General features: G+C 51.3%; 12 protein-coding genes and 1 tRNA gene. 1 reads left to right on the top strand and 12 read right to left on the bottom strand.

The annotated features are described in order from the left end of the window. Positions 1–26: 26 nt before the first annotated feature. From GN278_01810 to GN278_01775, 8 genes are all read right to left on the bottom strand, one after another. Complete coding sequence (locus GN278_01810) at positions 27–1,646, bottom strand: FAD-binding protein (protein ID XAT59668.1); 1,620 nt, start codon at positions 1,644–1,646, stop codon at positions 27–29. Positions 1,647–2,132: 486 nt separating this feature from the next. After that, positions 2,133–2,207, bottom strand: a tRNA-Gln gene (locus GN278_01805). A 275-nt stretch (positions 2,208–2,482) separates the two neighbouring features. Continuing rightward, the gene (locus GN278_01800; protein XAT59667.1) at positions 2,483–2,845 is read right to left on the bottom strand and encodes a hypothetical protein; all 363 of its coding nucleotides are present in this window, start codon (positions 2,843–2,845) and stop codon (positions 2,483–2,485) included. Continuing rightward, the gene (locus tag GN278_01795) at positions 2,842–3,825 is read right to left on the bottom strand and encodes a CocE/NonD family hydrolase (GenBank protein XAT59666.1); all 984 of its coding nucleotides are present in this window, start codon (positions 3,823–3,825) and stop codon (positions 2,842–2,844) included. The genes GN278_01800 and GN278_01795 overlap by 4 nt, the downstream gene beginning before the upstream one ends. Then, positions 3,756–4,514 (bottom strand): CocE/NonD family hydrolase, encoded by a 759-nt coding sequence (locus GN278_01790; GenBank protein ID XAT59665.1) that lies wholly within the window; start codon positions 4,512–4,514, stop codon positions 3,756–3,758. The genes GN278_01795 and GN278_01790 overlap by 70 nt, the downstream gene beginning before the upstream one ends. A gap of 19 nt (positions 4,515–4,533) precedes the next feature. Continuing rightward, positions 4,534–6,633: a CoA-binding protein gene (locus tag GN278_01785; GenBank protein ID XAT59664.1), complete on the bottom strand. Its 2,100-nt coding sequence runs from the start codon at positions 6,631–6,633 to the stop codon at positions 4,534–4,536. Beyond that, positions 6,630–7,790 carry an acyl-CoA dehydrogenase gene (locus tag GN278_01780; GenBank protein XAT59663.1) on the bottom strand — a complete coding sequence of 387 codons (1,161 nt, stop codon included), beginning with the start codon at positions 7,788–7,790 and terminating at the stop codon, positions 6,630–6,632. The genes GN278_01785 and GN278_01780 overlap by 4 nt, the downstream gene beginning before the upstream one ends. A gap of 39 nt (positions 7,791–7,829) precedes the next feature. Beyond that, on the bottom strand, positions 7,830–8,720 hold the full coding sequence (locus GN278_01775) for a 3-keto-5-aminohexanoate cleavage protein (GenBank protein XAT59662.1): 891 nt from the start codon (positions 8,718–8,720) through the stop codon (positions 7,830–7,832). A gap of 155 nt (positions 8,721–8,875) precedes the next feature. Between GN278_01775 and GN278_01770 the strand changes: the two genes are divergently transcribed. Continuing rightward, positions 8,876–9,919, top strand: coding sequence for a helix-turn-helix domain-containing protein (locus GN278_01770; GenBank protein XAT59661.1), 1,044 nt, complete (start codon positions 8,876–8,878; stop codon positions 9,917–9,919). Here GN278_01770 and GN278_01765 read toward each other — a convergent pair. From GN278_01765 to GN278_01750, 4 genes are read right to left on the bottom strand one after another with little or no spacing between them, the layout of a single operon-like run. Then, a complete protein-coding gene (locus GN278_01765) occupies positions 9,916–10,860 on the bottom strand; it encodes a 3-hydroxybutyryl-CoA dehydrogenase (protein XAT59660.1) in 945 nt (314 codons plus the stop codon). The genes GN278_01770 and GN278_01765 overlap by 4 nt on opposite strands. Further along, a complete protein-coding gene (gene caiD / locus GN278_01760; protein XAT59659.1) occupies positions 10,860–11,663 on the bottom strand; it encodes a crotonobetainyl-CoA hydratase in 804 nt (267 codons plus the stop codon). The genes GN278_01765 and caiD overlap by 1 nt, the downstream gene beginning before the upstream one ends. 10 nt (positions 11,664–11,673) lie before the next feature. Continuing rightward, the gene (locus tag GN278_01755) at positions 11,674–12,708 is read right to left on the bottom strand and encodes an LLM class flavin-dependent oxidoreductase (GenBank protein XAT59658.1); all 1,035 of its coding nucleotides are present in this window, start codon (positions 12,706–12,708) and stop codon (positions 11,674–11,676) included. Between the two features lie 13 nt (positions 12,709–12,721). Next, on the bottom strand, positions 12,722–14,203 hold the full coding sequence (locus GN278_01750) for an aldehyde dehydrogenase family protein (GenBank protein ID XAT59657.1): 1,482 nt from the start codon (positions 14,201–14,203) through the stop codon (positions 12,722–12,724). Between the last annotated feature and the right edge of the window lie 31 nt (positions 14,204–14,234).

The following is a 14,234-nucleotide window of genomic DNA, read 5'->3' as shown; positions in this document are numbered from 1 at the left end:
CTCCTTTCAATCTATTTCTGGTTCGTTCAATTCGCATAGGCTGCTTTGACCATATCAACCGCTTTCTCAGCGATCATGATGGTCGGCGCATTGGTATTGCCAGACACCAAAGCGGGCATGATCGAAGCATCAACAACCCGAAGGCCCTGCATCCCGTGCACCCGCAAATTGCTGTCCACCACGGCCATCTCATCATGGCCCATCTTACAAGTGCCCACCGGATGATAGACCGTGTCAGAGCGGTTTCGGATATGCTGTTCCCATTCAGAATCTGTTGTGTCGTCGCTGACACCAAATAGTTCTTTGTGCTTGTATTTGGCCATTGCTGGTGCTTCAAGCATCGCGCGCGTCATCTTAGCGCCGCGGATCAGGGTCTGCAGATCTCGCCCATCAGACAGGAACCTTGGGTCTATCCCAGGGGCCGCAAGCGGGTCTGCCGATTTCAAAAACACCTCTCCCCGCGAGTAGGGGCGCAACACGCAGACGTGACAGGAATAACCGTAACCCAAATGCAATTTGCGGGCGTGATCATCCACAATGGAAATCACGAAATGGGTTTGCACATCAGGACGGTCTAAGTTTGGGTCAGTTTTGAAAAAGCTGCCGCACTCGGTAATAGTGGATGCAATCATCGAATTGCCGTGTTTGCGCCACTTGAGCATTTCTGCGATCAATTTCAAAGAGCCGCGTACCCCGATACCAAAATTGTCGGTATCCTTGGATTTATAACCCATGATGAAATCAAGGTGGTCTTGCAGGTTCTGTCCTACGCCGGGCAATTCATGCACCATGCCTATGCCGTGCCGCGTGATATCCTCGGACCGCCCAACACCTGACAGCTGCAACAACTGCGGCGACTGGAACGCCCCGCCGCAAAGGATAACTTCTTTGCCGGCGCGCACTTCCTTGTCTTGCTTGCCCTGACGATAGGCGACACCTACTGCGCGTTTGCCATCAAAGATGATCCGGGTCGCATGGGCCTTGGTGATCACGGTCAGGTTCGCACGCTGGTCCATCACGGGAAACAAATACCCTGCCGCCGCTGAGCATCGCTCGCCATTCTTTTCTGGGCTGTGATGAATGGTGGTCTGCCAATAGCCCGCCCCTTCGTTGTCACCCCCATTGAAATCTTCGGTTCGGTGCAGCTGCATCTGGGTGCAAGCTTGGATATAGGCTTCAGAAATTGGCCGGGGCGCTTTCTGGTCAGACACCTGTAACGGCCCGCTGTCCCCATGCGCGGCATCAGCGCCGCGAGAATTATTCTCGGCCTTTTTGAAATAGGGTAGCACGCTGTCCCAATCCCAACCTTCGTTGCCAAGATCGGCCCAGTTGTCGTAATCTTCCTTTTGGCCGCGGACATAAAGCATGGCGTTGATTGCAGACGAGCCACCCAGTGCTTTGCCACGCGGTTGATAGCCGCAGCGGCCATTCAAACCCGGTTGTGATTCAGTGTTAAACGCCCAGTTGTTGATCTTGGGGCGCCCAGGAAGCATCGCAACAACCCCTGCCGGTGCCCGCACAAGTATACCGTTTCCGTCGCCTCCCGCCTCTAATAGGCACACGCTTATATTCGGATCTTCGGTAAGACGCGATGCCATAGTTGACCCCGCCGAACCACCCCCCACGATTACAAAATCATAGCTCATCGTTTACTCCCTGTTTTCTGCGATAAGAATGGATTGGACATCATTCACGGCAAAGTGTGCTGAAGAATACAGCTGCTCGACAAAATGCAATCATCCCTGCGCACGCAGCCTGCCCAGATAAAAAGACCCGTCTTGCTGCATTTAAAGATATTGGAATAACTAAGAACAAAATAACCAAAAAAATATATTAAGACCCTATCACACAAAGATCTTTTATCAAGCTTGCACAACACAAATCATGACGAGTGACGTAACATCATAACTCGCCAAGCGCAGCTTAGGGTTTAACGAAGCTATGGTTTCGAGCTGACATGTAATCGAATCATAGAATCAATAAAAATAAGCAATACCTAATGGCAGTAAGGGTGATTTTGCATCAAAACACCGGCAAAATCCGCTAGATCAGCGGATCATGTTTCCATGAATTTGCCGGCATATTTTAAACGGCTAGGCAAATCACAAGATGCAGCGCTGGGAGAGGGGAAGTGGCTGGGATGGTAGGATTCGAACCTACGGTACACTGTACCAAAAACAGTTGCCTTACCACTTGGCTACATCCCAACGTCGAAACGCTATTTAAGGTGCTATGATCCTATGATCAAGTCCAAAAAAACACGCTGGTAAACCTGTCGAAATGATACGGTTGTTTAGTGAACTTGGCTAAATCCGTCATTTTAGGCTTTGGGTTTGGGTCGATGCATAAAAAAGAGCCCATCGCGGTGATGCTTTACCTTCGGCTCAGTTTGAAAAATCTGAGCCTTTTTGAGCGCAAAAGAATCAGTCTAATGATATTTGATGCACTTTAAAGTTTTTTAAATAGACTTGACCAAAACTGGTTAGGGCGTTCGCAAAATTTTGCGATCAAAACTTTTCTCAAAAATTAACTTTCCACCTTTGAATGCGCTTACCTTTGCGGCGATAAAATAGTTATCTTGATCGCAGGACATCTGAGTTTCAGTTTTTGTTTCTGCAAGCCATTTTCCACGCTGATACTTAAAGTTCCACGAAATGTGAGCCTGCGCAGACAAGGTATCGCCATCCTCAATTTCATAGCGCTCAGATTTAGTGGCAGAGCTAGAAAGCCCATGGTCATCATAGATTTGCTCACCAAGATCATCCACGATTTCCACAATCGTTTTGCCATTTGCGAGATCACGGTGCACGTGACGTTGTGACTTTGAGGCGCGGTTTTCAGTCATGTTTGGCTTTGGCGGTGCAGTGGGCGGGTCAACCAAAACTTTCTCACTTTCAACCATCTTTTTTTGGGGCAATGTAAGAACGCTAGCCCCCCTGAAAGGCTGAGCGCTGGATTATCAACCGCCGGCCAGATTAGTGGCCAATAGGCGGTAGACAGAGCCACGCGGAGCCTATGATTGGGGACAAATCTATGAGCTGTGTAATCTAGCGGCACCTCGATTTTCTGAACTTTATTTATAGGCATCGCGGCAGGGGATACATTTCCATTTCGATGGCATAGATTGATAACCCCGATGGACACCAACTCAGAGCTTCCATCCGGCGCGACATCACAAAGCCGCGCTATTAGATGGCCTGTCGGTGCTGACGAACTAAGCGAAATAGTCAAGGCAGGACGGCCAAGGATATCAAACGCTTCATTCAAAGGCGCCCCATCAAAACAGGTACTTTGGGCATCTATCGCGCGCTGATCACCGGCGATTTCCACACCTGAACAATGGGGTATCCATTCCCCTGCTAGCGCTCCTGTTGACACAGGAGAGTGAATTTTAAAATCCGTGCAGGTGGTAGAAGTCGCGGAAAGCGTGCCATCGCCCAAATATAATGCAGTCGAATGGCAAGACGCAGGAGGCCAGTTTTCCTGCCGTATCCAGAAGCCCGGCAAATTGGTTGCATTTGGAGTTGGCGCTGCGCTTTCTTTTAAAAACACCAACTGGGTTTTGTGCCCGAACTCTTTAACAGGCGGTTCGCCCAACCATTTTTGCCACCACTGCAGTGTATCGGCTAAATAATCATACGTCGGCCCAGGCGTTGCCAGATGGGGGAAATTATGGGCCCATGGACCGCATACCGCATGGCAGGCTCCGCTTAGATTTTCAAGCAACCCAGGCAAAGCATTTACATAAAGATCGTTCAACCCCCGACGATCATCACTGGGACTTTGATATTTTGATATTCTTCTTTTACTGAGCCATGCTTCCAATAGTCATTATAGGTTTGGTTTTCGATCCATTTTTCTGCAAAGAAGGGCAAGTTTTCCAAACGTTGAAGCCATATTTCTTCCCAATTTTTCCCGACCACCTCTGGATCTGGCGGACGGGTGGTAAAGGCTGTAAGTGATGACCCCCAGCCAAAATTCTCATTCAACATACACCCATTTTTATAATGAATATCATCATTGTAGCGATCAACGGTCGCACCGACAGCAATAATAGCTTTCAGCGGTGCGGGATTACGGGCTGCTACCTGAAGCGATGCAAATCCCCCCCAGGACAGGCCTGTCATGCCGACGTTTCCATTGCACCAAGGTTGCCGTGAAACCCAATCAATTACATCCACTGCATCATTTTGCTCTATGGCTAAATATTCGTCCATCAAGAACCCTTGCGAGTCCCCGCAGCCCCTTAGATCAACCCGAATGGCGGCAATACCATTTCCTGCCCAATAGGGATGAATGCGCTCATCAACGGGCAATGTACCATCACGCCTGCGGTAAGGAATTATTTCAATAACAGCTGGGACTTTAATGGCCGGATCAACCTCAGGCCGCCAAACTCGCGCCGCCAAGCGGGTACCATCGCTTACGGAAATCCACTCAGTTTCTGTCTCGATCACTTTGAAAGGCATCTGCAAAACTGGATGAATATCACTCGACTTAAGATCGGGAAACACGCTGTGTTCCTTTCTCGCGCTAAGACAACTTTCTTTTCTGGCCTAATACATCGACAGCCATGATTTTATCATTGTAAACAAACAGCGGATTTATCTCTAGTTCCGTGATGTCAGGAGCCAAGGATTGCATTTGCTGGCAAAGCCGCAGAATTTGATTTGAGAGCAGTTCAAAATTAGCGGGCTTGGCCCCTCGAAACCCACTCAGCAATTTGCCAATCTTAAGACTGCGAAGGGCGCTCTCAATGCTCTTTGCATTGGTTGGCAACAACAAATGCTTCACGTCCCCGATCAGTTCAACAAACACACCGCCGCTGCCGATCGCAAGCACCCAGCCAAATTGTTGATCCTGCCGTATGGCAACGACAAGCTCTGCCAATGGCAGATTGGCCATCGCTTCGACCAGAAATTGATCAGACAGGCAATCAGGATCGAACTGCTGCACGGATTGGATTATTACGTTTGCTGCCTCCTTCAATTCAGCGGCAGATTTTAGGTTGATGGCCACCGCCCCGGCCTCAGTTTTATGCTCTAATCCTGAACCGACCATTTTCAGCACCACAGGATACCCTATATCCTCGGCCACCGAGGTAAGGCCATCGATATTCGTGACGGCGCCTTTGGGAATGTCCACTCCAAAGCTGTGAACAATGGCTTTGCCCTCGGCTTCGTTCATTTGCGCCGCGCCCACCATAGGCGAGGGTGGGGCCATGGGCTCATAGGGGTTTTTGCGCAATTGATCGCATCGAAAACGCCACCAAGCCGCCGAAGAAACCGCATTCAACGTTTCTTCGATGCCCTGCATCGGCGCAACCCCTTGGGCAATTAAAAACTCACGTGTGGCCTTGTCCAAATTCTCAGGAATTGTGGCGCATATGGCGGCTGGAATACCGAGCGATTTGGCCGCTGTGGCAAAAGCAAGCGCATCATTTTGATAAAAAACCTTGCTCTCATCAAGCCCCTCTGCCGGATAGTCCTGCACCAACACAGCAGCCTGCACATCATTGTGTTCTAGCGCGGCCCGAAAAACAGGCTCTGTGAGTTTGGGCTGACCCCAAATTGGGGTTGTATAATCCAAAGGGTTTGACACCGTTGCAATGGGCGGCAAATGCTGCTCAAGGATGTGCGCAGCGGGGCTGTCGAAACTTGGAAACTCAAGACCTATTTCTTCGCCGTAATCCGCAAGCATCGTGGCGCCGCCCCCTGAACAGGTGAAACCGGCAATATTTTTGCCTTTCGGAGGTTCCACGACGCAAAGATATTTAAGCGTTTCCAGAAGCTGTGAGGGATTAGTAACACTGATAATTCCCAATCGATCAAAAAGCGCCTCGTAGAGATCGTTAGAGCCAGACAATGATCCAGTATGGCTAACAGTGAGTGCGCTTCCAATTTCCGACTTCCCCGTCTTGAGGGCCACAATTGGTGTGCTTTGGGCAAGTGCTTTCAGGGCAGCTTTTTCGAACTTTGGTATATTGGAAAGGCCTTCGATATGAAGCCCGATGGCCTTTGTGGCAGGATTTTCACATAGGATATCTATGAAATCCTCTATTCCCAAAACTGCCTGATTACCCGCTGAAACCATGTGGGTAAGCGGTAGCGAGCGCTGGCTCATGGATATATCAGAGGACAGCATACCGCTTTGTGTGATGATCGCCGCCCCATAGCCGGGGCAGCTGCCACCATGGGCAAATGGCCACAGGGCGCTGTTGTCAAGATAGTTGATAATGCCGTAGCAATTCGGTCCGATCAAAGCCATATCACCAACGGCATTTAGCAAGTCTTGTTCGAGCTTTTGGCCATCACGTCCAGCCTCTTTAAAACCCGCCGTATAGCATACAATACCCCCGGCCCCTATTTCGCGCAGGGTATCAACCGCGGCTACAGCTGCAGGTGCGGGAATGGCTAGAAACACCGCATCCGGCGCTTCGGGCAGCGCGTCAATATCCGCAAAACATGGAAAGCCGCCCAATTCTTCACGGCGTGGGTTAACAGGCCAGTATTCGCCTTTGAAGCCACGCCTTTTTGCTTCACCGATCGCAATCAGCGCATCGCGGCCTCCGATAAAGGCAATATGCCTTGGTGACAAAAGCCGGTCAAAGTTCTGACGCTGCTTGGGGGTCATGCTCCCAAGGGTCGCAGGATCGACCGTGTTACAATGTGCCTCTGAATCTCAGAGGTTCCATCCCAAATTCTTTCTAACCGGCTGTCGCGCCACAGCCGCTGAATGGGCAGCTCTTCCATAAGTCCCATGCCGCCAAATATCTGCACAGTGTCATCTGCGACCTTGTTCAGAAGTTCGGAACAATAGACTTTGACCATGGCCGCATCGCGGTCTTCCATCCGGCCCTCATCTGCACGGCGCACGGCATCGGCCACAAGCAGGTCCGCTGTCCGCAAGCCGATGGCCATATCGGCGAGACGAAATCCTGTTGCCTGAAACTGGCCGATGGGTTTGCCAAACTGTTTACGGGTGGCTGCCCAGTCAGTGGCCATACCCATCATGCGCTCAACCTTGCCGCAGCACGATGCCCCCACCCAGATACGGCCCATCCCAAGCCATTTACCCGAAAGCTCAAGCCCGCGCCCTTCTTCGCCTAAAATCTGATCTGGACCAAGGCGGACATTATCAAAGCTAAGCTGAAAGTTTTTATATCCACGGTAGCTGACGCATTTATGGCCTTCTTTGCATTCAAACCCCGGCAATCCGACATCCACAAGGAAAGCCGTCACCCGCTTGCGCGGCCCGCGTGGTGTTTCATCGATCCCGGTGGCCGCAAAGACAATGGCAAAATCAGGCATCACGGGTCCAGAAATGAAATGCTTTGAGCCGTTTAATACCCAATCGTCCCCGTCCTTTTTGGCATTGGTTTTCATTCCCATGACGTCCGAGCCGGCTTCCGGCTCTGTAAGAGCAAAGAGCTCACGTTTTTCGCCTGTCACGCAGGGGTCAAGGTAGCGTGCGATCTGATCGCCTTTGCAGGCCAATAAAATTTCCGTCGGCCGCGCAATCCATGAGTGCAAAGCATGCGTGGTTTTTCCGTATTCCCGCTCAACCAGCGACATCGCGGTATAATCCAATCCACCGCCGCCAACCGCTTCGGGCAGGTTGGATGCAAAAAGACCCACCTCTTTCGCGCGCTCTTCTATTTGCCGGCCAAGCTCAATCGGCACCTCACCTGTGCGGTCCACCTCGTCTTCATGCGGGTAAATTTCCGCCTCTAGAAAAGATTGGACAGTTTTAAGTAACAACTCGTTTTCATGCGAATGTTCAGAGGTCATTTTTCTTCCTGTGCTCAGCGATCGCTTTACCTAAGGCACCTATTCATCAGCGCCTCTTAATTTCAATTTATTGCGGGCCTCTTGCGGTGTCAGCGCGCGCGCACCCATTCTTTCAAGAATTTCCACGGCCCGGGTCACCAATTGACCATTGGTGGCCAAAACCCCCCGATCAAGATAAATATTATCCTCAAGCCCAACCCGCACATTTCCGCCCATGGCCACGGCAGTGGCGGCCATTGGCATTTGCATGCGCGAAATGCCAAACCCCGCCCAGCTTGCACCCGATGGCAGGTGATCTTTCATCACTTTCATCGTATCGACGCTTTGATCTGCGCCCCAAGGAATACCAAGGCATATCTGAAACATCGGCGGCTCTGCGATTAGGCCTTCTGCAATCATTTGCGTGGCAAAGCGGATATGCCCCAACTCAAACACCTCTAGCTCAGGCTTCACGCCCCATTCTTTGGTCAGCGCAGCCATTTGCCGTAACATCGGCGGTGTTGAGATATAAATCTCGTTTCCATTGCCAAAATTCAACGTTCCACAATCCAGAGAACATATTTCAGGCTGGCATTCATACACATGGGTCAGCCGCTCTTCTGCCGAAATCATGTCGGTTCCAGGTCCGGGCATAGAGGGATCATCTTCTGACGGTACCCAGTCGCCGCCCATGCCAGCGGTTAGGTTGATGACAACGTCCGTGCCGCTATCGCGGACACGGTCAACCACTTCCTTGAACAGCTTTGGATCCCGCGATCCTTGACCCGTTTGCGGGTCGCGCACGTGGATATGAGCAATCGCTGCGCCTGCTTTTGCGGCTTCGATCGCGGCATCGGCAACCTCTTTTGGCGTTACCGGAACATGGGAGCTTTTGCCTGTGGTATCTCCAGCACCTGTGACAGCACAGGTCACAACGACATCGTAATTCATGGTCACAAACCTCCCTTGTTTTGATCACTATCTTGAAGCCAAGACGAATCCGAGTTGTCGATTTTTCGCCACCTTTTGATCTTTACTTGTCGAAATTTAGTGTCCATGGCATGTTTCAAGAAACTTATTTAGTCATAAAATCGCGTAGAGGGGTCATGACACAAAACATATATTGTCTGCTGCTGCCGCGGTTCAACATGTATTCGCTGATGAATATTGTGGAAGCGCCGCGCATTGCCAATTACCTTTCACCTGCGCCGCTTTATGCTGTGCATCATATTTCCTTTGATGGTGCATCTATCGCCGCCAGTAACAATATGTCAGTTGAGTGTGCGTTGCCTCCAGAGCGACTGGATCGCAACGACATGCTGTTTGTGGTCGGCAGCTGGGGGGCAGAGCGGTATGCCAACAAAAAGCTATTTTCATGGACAAGGGTTCAGGCCCGCTTGGGTGTGAAAATTTATTCTGTTGAGCAAGGGGCTTATTTGCTGGCGCGGGCTGGACTTCTGAACAACCGCAAAGCCACGACCCATTGGTCCTATATCGCGGGCTTTCAAGAACAGTTTCCTGACATAGATATCGCAGAACAGCTTTTTACCGAGGCAGGGCAAATTACCTGTTGCTCTGGCTCGACAGCGGGGATTGACCTGATGCTCAAGGTCATCAGGGATCATCACGGCGAAGCCTTGGCCGGAGAAATTTCAAACCAAGTCATGCATCATCCGGTTCGTTCGGGCAAAGACCCGCAAAGAAAAAGCCTTGGACGCGGCCTTGAGCGTCTTGGCCCAGACGTCAGAGCCGCGATTGAAATTATTGAGTCCAATATCGCAGACCCGCTCAACGTGCCGGAAATTGCACGGCAGGTGGGGCTTTCGCAGCGGCAATTGGAACGGCAATTCAACAAATCGGTGGGCTGCAGCATCGTGCAGTTTGGATTGTTGCTTCGGTTACAGCACGCACGGGTGCTGCTCATTTCAACCGATTTGGGCGTGCGGGAAATTGCTACGGCCTCGGGTTTTAATTCGCTTTCACACTTTGCCCAAGCCTTCAAAAAATGTTTTGGCCGCAGACCAAGCGCCAATCGGCAAGCCTGGCCCGAACAGGACGCCGCACCACACTGGCCCGGCACATTGGGAGGCTTCCTTGAAACGTTGAATGCGCAGCACAAGGCCAAACTGGAAAACCAAAAAGCGCTTTAGCCGCTGTCTCGAATGGCACGTAGAACGGCAACGATCTGTGCGTCACGCTTTGCCGCCATGTCTTCAAACCGCTGATCGCCTGCGATATCATTGCATCCGTCAACCATCCTGTTGCGCAACTCTTGTGTGAGTTCGGGTGCCTCGAGACGTGTCCACGGCAATTTCAGCGCCGGGCCAAACTGATCAAGATTGGTGGCCATACCGCCTTCGCCGCAGGCCACATGAAAGGCCATGCACTGGCCCTGAACTGCCATGCGCGGCGCGGGTCCATTCATGAGGGCATTGTCAATATCGGCAGGGGAAGCTTCGCCGTTTGCCACCATATGCAGGGCCTCACGCCAAAGCGCTTCTTGCAGCCGCGTGGCCACAAATCCCGGGATTTCCTTTTTCATCACCAAGGACGATTTTCCCGCGATCTCATAAAAAGCGCTGGCCCATTGAACCGCTTCAGGTTCGGTTTGATCACCGCCCACGATTTCCACAAGAGGCAGCAAGTAAGGCGGGTTAAACGGATGCCCGATAACGCATCTTTGCGGGGTTGGGCATTTGGCTTGTATGTCGGTCATGGTCAGACCCGAGGTTGATGAGCCGATCACAATATCCTCGGAAATTAGCGTGCCAAGCTCTTGGTAGAGCTTTTGTTTCAGCCCAAGGTTTTCCGGCGCGCTTTCTTGGATAAATTCAGCGCCGTCCAAAGCATCCTTTAGATTTGTAACGATCCGCAACCGATCAAGAGAGGCTGCGGGGTGCAAGCCGAGCGCAGAAAGGCTTTTCCACGCCGTTTCCAATATTGTCTGAAACGCGGGCTCTTCTGAGGCATCGTGCAGATAAAGGTTCACATCATATCCGCGTGCCAAAAAATGAGCGGCCCATCCCCCGCCGATTGGTCCGCCACCAATAGAGGCAACGCAGGATACTTTTTCAGGTGCTATGTACCCCATCATTCCCCCTTGAACTTCGGTTCCCGTTTTTCAACAAAAGCCGCAACGCCTTCGGCGGCATCATCAGATTTGAGCATTTTTCGGTAGGTCGGCATTGGGTCAGTGCGCATTTTATGAAAGGCTTGCTCTAACGGCACGCATTCAATTGTGCGCAACACTTCTTTCACGCTTTGCATTGCAAGCGGCGCGGACCAAGCAATTGAAGCGGCCCATTCATAGGCGGCCGCCATCAGCTTTTCTTTGGGAACAACCTTGTTGACCAATCCGTAATGCGCCGCCTCATCTGCGCTCATCCGCCGCCCCAAAAGCAGCATTTCCATTGCGATGTTATGCGGAATGCGGCGCGGCAGGCGCTGCAGTGCGCCGGCATCGGGCACAATACCCAAAGGCATTTCGGGCAAGCCAAACTCAACATGATCCGCTGCAATTAAGAGATCGCATCCCATGGCCATTTCGAAACCACCGCCAATGGCCAACCCGTTGATCGCTGCGATTACCGGCTTATTCAGGCTCCAGTTTTCTGTAAGACCGGTAAATCCACCTTCGCCATAGTCATCGGTTTCCCACCAGTTATCGAGCTGCATCTCGCCATCATTAAGCGCTTTAAGGTCCCAACCTGCAGAAAATATTTTATCCCCGCCACCGGTAAGGATCGCGACACGAAGGTCTTTATCGTCACGAAACTCGGCAAAGGCGGCCGCGAGGGCCTGCGAAGTGGGCACATCTATTGCATTGACTTTCCCGCGTGCCAGCTTGACCTCTAGGATATGGCCATCGCGTTTTACTTCAACACCATCTGTCATGATTTTATCCTTATTGAAATGCGGGAACGACTTCATCACAGAAAAGCTGCAAAGAACGTTTTTGCGCCTCGATGCCCATCCCCATGCTGGCATAGAAAATAAACTCATCCACGCCCAAAGCCTGATATCGTTTGAGCTTTTCTATCACCATATCAGGTGATCCAAAAAGAAGATTTTCCTCAAGCATGTGTGGATTATACTGTTCACGCCCCTCTAGATCATCCAATGATACTTTTTGGGGAAATCCGTTGAGAACATCATCCATATTGCGAAATAAATTTTCGAACTGCCCAAGGACACCTTGAATGGCGGAAATCGCTTCATCCCGGTCATTATCATTCGTATAGACAGCAGCATGGCGCATCATGGCGAAGGTTGGCCTAAACCCATTATCGGCTTTCTGAACTGCCTCATCGAGCTGCTTTTTATAGAGCTCGGCCTCTGAAAACGGCCGGGTGAGGGGCCAGCTCATGACATTGCATTTTTCACGAAGCGCATAATCAAATGTGATCGGTGAGCGCGCCGCAACCCAGACCGGCACGTCACTTTGCAGCGGCTTGGGACAGGATGTGGATTTTGGAAACTGCCAGAATTGTCCGTCATGTTCCACGTCGCCCTGCCAAAGTGCACGCACAACTGGAAGCATCTCTTGCATATATTGCCATGCGTCCGATTGTTTAAGCCCCGGGCGCATGCGGTCAAATTCCCGTTGGTATGCCCCCGATCCAATCCCAAATTCCAACCGGCCGCCCGAAATTAGATCTAAAAAAGCAGCCTCGCCAGCCAAGTTGATAGGATGCCAGTAGGCGGCTGTCGCCACAGCCGTCCCTAGGCGGATCTGGTTTGTTTCTGCCGCCCACCATGTCAAAATCTGAAATGGATTTGGCGCAATGGTCATTTCCAATGCGTGATGCTCAGCAGCCCAAACGGTGCTAAATCCGCCCTGCTCTGCGCGTTGAACCATATCAATGGTATGGCGCGCGACTTGTTGCATATCTGCGCTGTCATCCATGCGCTCTAAATTAACGGCCAATTGAAATTTCATTGGTAGATCCTCCTCACCGCATTACAAATGGATTTGCCATGGGCTCCGATGATGTGTTGAGCCAAATGGTTTTGGGACGGGTATAGTCGTACATGGCTTGGAACCCGCTTTCGCGGCCATAGCCAGAGCCCTTATTGCCGCCAAACTCGGCAATTGGTGATACAACCCGATAGGTGTTTACCCAAACGATGCCCGCTTCAATGGCGCGTGCAACGCGCATGGATCGCGCGCTGTCTTTGGTAAAAATACCGGCCGCCAATCCATGCACCGTATCATTGGCCAGCTCGATCACTTCCTGCTCTGTTTTGAACCGCAGTACAGACAAAACAGGGCCAAACATTTCGGTATCGACAATATGCATTTTCTGGCTTGGGCACTCGATAATCGTCGGCTCATAATAGTTGCCGCCCAGCCCCTTTGGGCGCTGACCACCGCACAGCAAGGTCCCGCCCTCATCCAAGGCTCTGGCCACTTCACGCTCGACGCAGTCCATTTGACCTTGGGTGCAAAGCGGCCCCATTTGGGTGGCGTCTGCCAGCGGATCGCCGATCACAATGTCTTTGGCCAATCCGACCATCCGTTCCAGAAATTCATCGGCAATATCTTCTTGTAGATAGAGCCGCGAGCCAGCAACACAGCTTTGCCCGGTTGCGCCAAAAATCCCAGCGATTGAGCCATTCACCGCGCTTTCAATATTTGCATCCTCAAAGACAATAAAAGGCGATTTTCCACCAAGCTCTAGCGACACTTCGGCAAAGTTTTCTGCGGAGTTATGAAGAATTTGTCTGGCGGCTCCGGGCCCGCCGGTAAAGGACACGCGGGCAACTTTTTTATGGCTGGTCAACGCTTTTCCGCAGGGATCACCATGACCCGTTACGATATTGACAACACCGGGGGGAAAGCCCGCCTTTTCAATTAATTCGCCAAACTCCAGCATGGCGGCCGAAGCGTGCTCTGATGCTTTTAAGACAACAGTATTACCGGCGGCCAAGGCAGGGCCGATTTTCACTGCAACCAAAAACAGCTGAGAATTCCAAGGCACCACAGCGGCGACAACCCCCAAGGGTTCCCGGTTGGTAAAAACAAACATATCGGGCTTATCAATGGGCAAAACATCGCCAGCAATTTTATCTGCACATCCGGCATAAAACTGAAAAAACTCGGCTATATACTTGGCTTGCCACCGTGTTTCCTTGAGCATTTTACCCGTATCAATGCTTTCAATGCGTCCTAATTTTTCTGAATTTTCCGCCAGTAATTCCGCAAGTTTCCGCAGACATTGACCGCGCTGGGTCGGTAACATGGAAGCCCAGGGACCCTGTTTAAAAGCCCGATGCGCTGCTTGCACCGCGCGATCAACATCCTTTTCGGTGGCCTCTGGGATATGGCACCAAACATCACCGTTTGAAGGATTTTCGCACGCAAAATTTTGCCCATCCAATGCGTCAACCCATTCACCATCGATGAGCATCTTGTAGGTTTGAATGTCCACCATCTTTGCACTCCCTAGGTTGCTATTCGATTCC

The sequence above is a fragment of the Rhodobacteraceae bacterium Araon29 genome (assembly GCA_039640505.1).
Taxonomy (GTDB): Bacteria; Pseudomonadota; Alphaproteobacteria; order Rhodobacterales; family Rhodobacteraceae; genus CABZJG01.
The sequence above is the reverse complement of the archived record's forward strand: the minus strand, read 5'-3'. Positions and strand labels throughout refer to the sequence as shown.

What these genes read in the sequence shown, in the direction of transcription:
- GN278_01765 (XAT59660.1), bottom strand. Translation starts at nt 10,860, where the DNA reads ATGGGGTACATAGCACCTGAAAAAGTATCCTGCGTTGCCTCTATTGGT.
- GN278_01810 (XAT59668.1), bottom strand. Translation starts at nt 1,646, where the DNA reads ATGAGCTATGATTTTGTAATCGTGGGGGGTGGTTCGGCGGGGTCAACT.
- GN278_01755 (XAT59658.1), bottom strand. Translation starts at nt 12,708, where the DNA reads ATGAAATTTCAATTGGCCGTTAATTTAGAGCGCATGGATGACAGCGCA.
- GN278_01785 (XAT59664.1), bottom strand. Translation starts at nt 6,633, where the DNA reads ATGACCCCCAAGCAGCGTCAGAACTTTGACCGGCTTTTGTCACCAAGG.
- GN278_01780 (XAT59663.1), bottom strand. Translation starts at nt 7,790, where the DNA reads ATGACCTCTGAACATTCGCATGAAAACGAGTTGTTACTTAAAACTGTC.
- GN278_01800 (XAT59667.1), bottom strand. Translation starts at nt 2,845, where the DNA reads ATGACTGAAAACCGCGCCTCAAAGTCACAACGTCACGTGCACCGTGAT.
- GN278_01775 (XAT59662.1), bottom strand. Translation starts at nt 8,720, where the DNA reads ATGAATTACGATGTCGTTGTGACCTGTGCTGTCACAGGTGCTGGAGAT.
- GN278_01770 (XAT59661.1), top strand. Translation starts at nt 8,876, where the DNA reads ATGACACAAAACATATATTGTCTGCTGCTGCCGCGGTTCAACATGTAT.
- GN278_01750 (XAT59657.1), bottom strand. Translation starts at nt 14,203, where the DNA reads ATGGTGGACATTCAAACCTACAAGATGCTCATCGATGGTGAATGGGTT.
- caiD (XAT59659.1), bottom strand. Translation starts at nt 11,663, where the DNA reads ATGACAGATGGTGTTGAAGTAAAACGCGATGGCCATATCCTAGAGGTC.